This is a genomic window from uncultured Campylobacter sp. (assembly GCF_938045465.1).
Classification (GTDB): domain Bacteria; phylum Campylobacterota; class Campylobacteria; order Campylobacterales; family Campylobacteraceae; genus Campylobacter_B.
On the sequence record NZ_CALIBF010000102.1, the window covers coordinates 1 to 2628 of the forward strand.

General features: G+C 50.9%; 3 protein-coding genes. 1 reads left to right on the forward strand and 2 read right to left on the reverse strand.

Features of this window, described 5'->3' with window-relative positions:
- Positions 1–1595, reverse strand: a 1595-nt coding sequence (locus Q0413_RS04765) for an aryl-sulfate sulfotransferase (protein ID WP_298987798.1), incomplete at its 3' end; no start/stop codon positions are given.
- Positions 1596–1783: 188 nt separating this feature from the next.
- Here Q0413_RS04765 and Q0413_RS04770 point away from each other — a divergent pair.
- Positions 1784–1993 carry a 4-oxalocrotonate tautomerase family protein gene (locus Q0413_RS04770; RefSeq protein WP_297942528.1) on the forward strand — a complete coding sequence of 70 codons (210 nt, stop codon included), beginning with the start codon at positions 1784–1786 and terminating at the stop codon, positions 1991–1993.
- 149 nt (positions 1994–2142) lie between these two features.
- On the opposite strand, the gene Q0413_RS04775 is transcribed toward Q0413_RS04770, so the two are convergent.
- Positions 2143–2628 (reverse strand): NAD(P)H-binding protein (locus tag Q0413_RS04775; protein ID WP_298987800.1); only part of this gene is annotated, 486 nt, incomplete at its 5' end.

The window sequence follows — 2628 nt, forward strand, 5'->3', positions numbered from 1 at the left end:
TACGTGCTTTTATCCTTTTGCCACTCCACGTTGCTAGTAACCGCGCTATAGAAGTCAAATCCGCGCTCCTTGCCAAATTCCCACGTCTGCTCGACTGTGCCCTTTTTCTCGTCGATCTTGTACTCGACCGCGCGTGAGTATTTTTGCTCTTTTAGCGCAGGCTGCTCCATACCACGGCCGTCGCCGTTGTCAAATACGCTGATGTGCTTGATTGGGCCCTTGTTATCGTAGCGCGGAGTGAGCCACGCGGTGTGCTGCGTCCACGACCAGTCGAAGCCGCCCTCGCATTTTGAGTTTTCGCATTTGATTTTGTTGCCGTTTTTATCGACGGGAACGAGCACTTTTTCTTTAAAGTCCGCGCTCCAGCCCTCAGGCGACGCTAGGATCCATTTTACCTTTTTGTCGCGGCCGATCTTGACGATGCCTTGGTGGCGAAGCGAGAGGATGATGCCGTCGTCGCTAGGATCGTACGAGATCGAGTTTACGTGCGCCCAGTTGCGTCCCGTGCCAGTCGAGGTCACGTCGCCAAAAGGCAGATCGTCGCTGATTTTGATCTCTTTGGCGTCCATGTCGATGTTTAGGCACACCGCGCGGGCGTCAAGGGCCTTGATGAGGTTGCTGCGGTAGACGTTTTTGCCGAAAATTTCATTCAGATCCCACTCGTCCACGACCTTGCCGCTGCCATCCACTTCGATGATGTGATCTCTGATCGTGTGCGAGAGCCTGCCGTCTGCGTGGTGGTAGTTGTATTTACCAACGCGAAGCAGCAGATGATCACCCTTTAGCGGCATTACTTCGTGGCTAAGGTCGATGTAGCCGCGCGGCAGCTCGCGGTTATACACCTCCTTACCCATCATATCGTAGCGCATATATCGCTGCGCCATACCCCAGCTCAGATCGCCGTTTGGCAGCTGATGAAAGCCCATCATCATACCGCCATCTATCACTCTGCGCTCGCTGCGGTCGTAAAATTTCTGATAGTCCAGATACCATCTGACCTCGCCCTGCGTATCGACGACGAAATTTTCTGTAAAGTCGTTCCAGCTAGCAGCACCTCCGTTTTTCCAATCAAGCGGCTTATAGACGCTCGTGATTGTGTTGTTGATGAGATAGAGCCTGTTTTTAAACGCAGGATCGACCTTTTTAACCTTCATCTTTTGCATGTGGCTAAATCTATAATCTCGGCTATACGTGACGATCGGCTGAGCGTAAATTTTATACTTTTCGACCTTCTTTTCGCCGTTAAAAACGTAGCTTACTTCGACCTCGTTTAGATAGTCCGGATACAGCCCCCAGATCGGCACGCCGTCGTGCGTCAGCAGCGCATGCTCGGAGACGTTATAGGCGATGTCGATACCGCCGCCCGGTTTACCGAGCACCCGCACGCGGATATCCTTGATGTCCTTGCCCGCCCTATCGATGACGGCCGTTAGAGGCGCCACGTCGTAAGGGTTGATAAACACCGAGCCGAGCTCGCCCTGGGTTTTTACCTGATGCGCCAAAACGCCCGCACTCGCAGTCTGCGGCACCGCTATAAACGCGCCGCCCGCCAAGGCCGCAGTCAAAACGATAGAATCGAAAAAATTCTTACGCATATTCGCTCCTTTTGGGTAAATTTATCAAATTTTACTACTACCAAGTCACATAATAATCATACTAGCTTTAAATCAAATTTAAAGTTAAATTCTAATATATCTACTTAAATTTTAGAACGCAAACGAGACGGGTAATAGTCTAAAATTTGATATAATTAGCCCTGCTTTATCAAATTTAAGGAGAGAAAATGCCATTCGTAAATATAAAAGTAGCCGCTCCAGAGCCTACAAAAGAGCAAAAAAAGCAAATCATCGCCGAGATTACGGACACGTTAGCGCGCGTATTAGGCAAAGACCCAGCCGCAATACTCGTGATGATCGAAACGCTCGGTATGGACAGCATCGGTAAAAGCGGTCTAAGTCTTGAGGAGATCAAACAAAATAAAGAGAAAAAATGAGCGAATTTTTATAGGATTTTGAGCCAAAGATCACGCTCGCAGCGGACACTACTTGCGCCGCTAAGCGGTCTAAATTTACCGAACACGCAGGCAGGCAGCAGTTTAAAAACCGCCGCCGCAAGCCGTTCTATCGGGCGAGCATCAGGTCTCTAGCCGAGGATTATCGGCGGACGGACGATCTGAAGGCTATCAAAACCGAGTTCGCTCATGCGCCGCTCGATCTGCCCTTTGGCGCGCAGATAAAAGCTTGGCGAACCTTCGCTCGCATCCGGAGCTGATACGAGCACGAAGCGCCGCACGCCCACTGCTTTGCCCCACTTTGTCGCCGCATAGATGTAGTCTACATCCACGCGTAAAAACGCCTCGCGCGAACCCGCCTGCTTCATCGTCGTGCCCAGCGCGCAAAAAAATTCGTCAAATTTATGCTGTGCGATATCCGAGATACCCTCAAAATCAATGATCCGCGCGTGAAGCTTAGGGTGGCAAAAGCCTATCTCGCGGCGCGTCCATACTTCTACCTCATCGTAACCCGAGCTCTCGCAAAGCTCGCGTACCAGCTCCCTGCCCACGACGCCCGTAGCGCCTAGTACAAGAGCCGATTTTCCCATTTTCGTTCCCTGAATTTCTTTAAATTT

What these genes read in the sequence shown, in the direction of transcription:
- Q0413_RS04770 (WP_297942528.1), top strand. Translation starts at nt 1,784, where the DNA reads ATGCCATTCGTAAATATAAAAGTAGCCGCTCCAGAGCCTACAAAAGAG.